The organism is Oleiphilus sp. HI0125 (genome assembly GCF_001635355.1).
In genome coordinates, this window is record NZ_LWGF01000185.1 from 1 (window position 1) to 797 (window position 797).

The 797-nt window shown below is 47.1% G+C and carries 1 protein-coding gene; it reads right to left on the bottom strand.

Annotation, left to right across the window (positions count from 1 at the left end; genetic code table 11):
- Positions 1 to 739 (bottom strand): ABC transporter substrate-binding protein (locus A3762_RS02840; RefSeq protein ID WP_068754004.1); only part of this gene is annotated, 739 nt, incomplete at its 3' end.
- Between the last annotated feature and the right edge of the window lie 58 nt (positions 740 to 797).

The following is a 797-nucleotide window of genomic DNA, read 5'->3' on the forward strand; positions in this document are numbered from 1 at the left end:
TATCTGCTGCGATAACGGGAATGTCAGTTTGTTCCGCAATCTTGATAACGCCTTCTAGCGCAGATATCACGGTGTTGTCGGTAGGTAAGTAAACGACATCTACTTTTCCAACAAGTGAGCGCATAGCAGTTTGCACATCTGCTGATTTAGGTGAAGCAGCTTCAACAACTTCCATACCTTGTGATGGTGCATGTTTTTTCACTAGCTCAACCAAAGAGACTGAGTTCGCTTCGCCAGGGTTATAGATCACACCAACCTTCGCGGCATCTGGAACGATTTGCTTAGTCAGCTCCATGTGTTTATCGACAGGTGTTAGGTCTGATACCCCAGTTACTTTCGGACTTGGTTTATCCCATGCCGCTACGAGCTTTGCGCCGACAGGATCTGTTACCGCTGAAAAAATGATGTTGCTATTGCGGGCAGAGGCGACCATCGCTTGCGCAGACGGTGTTGCTATTGCCACGATGACATCTGGATTATTGCCCGCAAATTTTTTGGCAATTTGCGCGGCAGTGGTTGGGTTTCCTTGTGCGCTCTGATATTCCCACTCTAAATTCTCTCCTGCTTTGAATCCCGATTCTGCGAGCACATCTTGTACACCTTGTCGGACTGAATCGAGAGCGGGATGCTCAACGATCTGCGTGATCGCGACGTGCTTATTGTCTGCAGCAATAAGAGAGCTTGAAAACGATGCCGCAACAAGTGCAGCGCCAAAAGCAAATTTGTTGTAAATACCCATACGTAATCCTTCTTACTCGAGGTTTTATTTAAGGGGGAGTTATTATTTGGAACTCGTG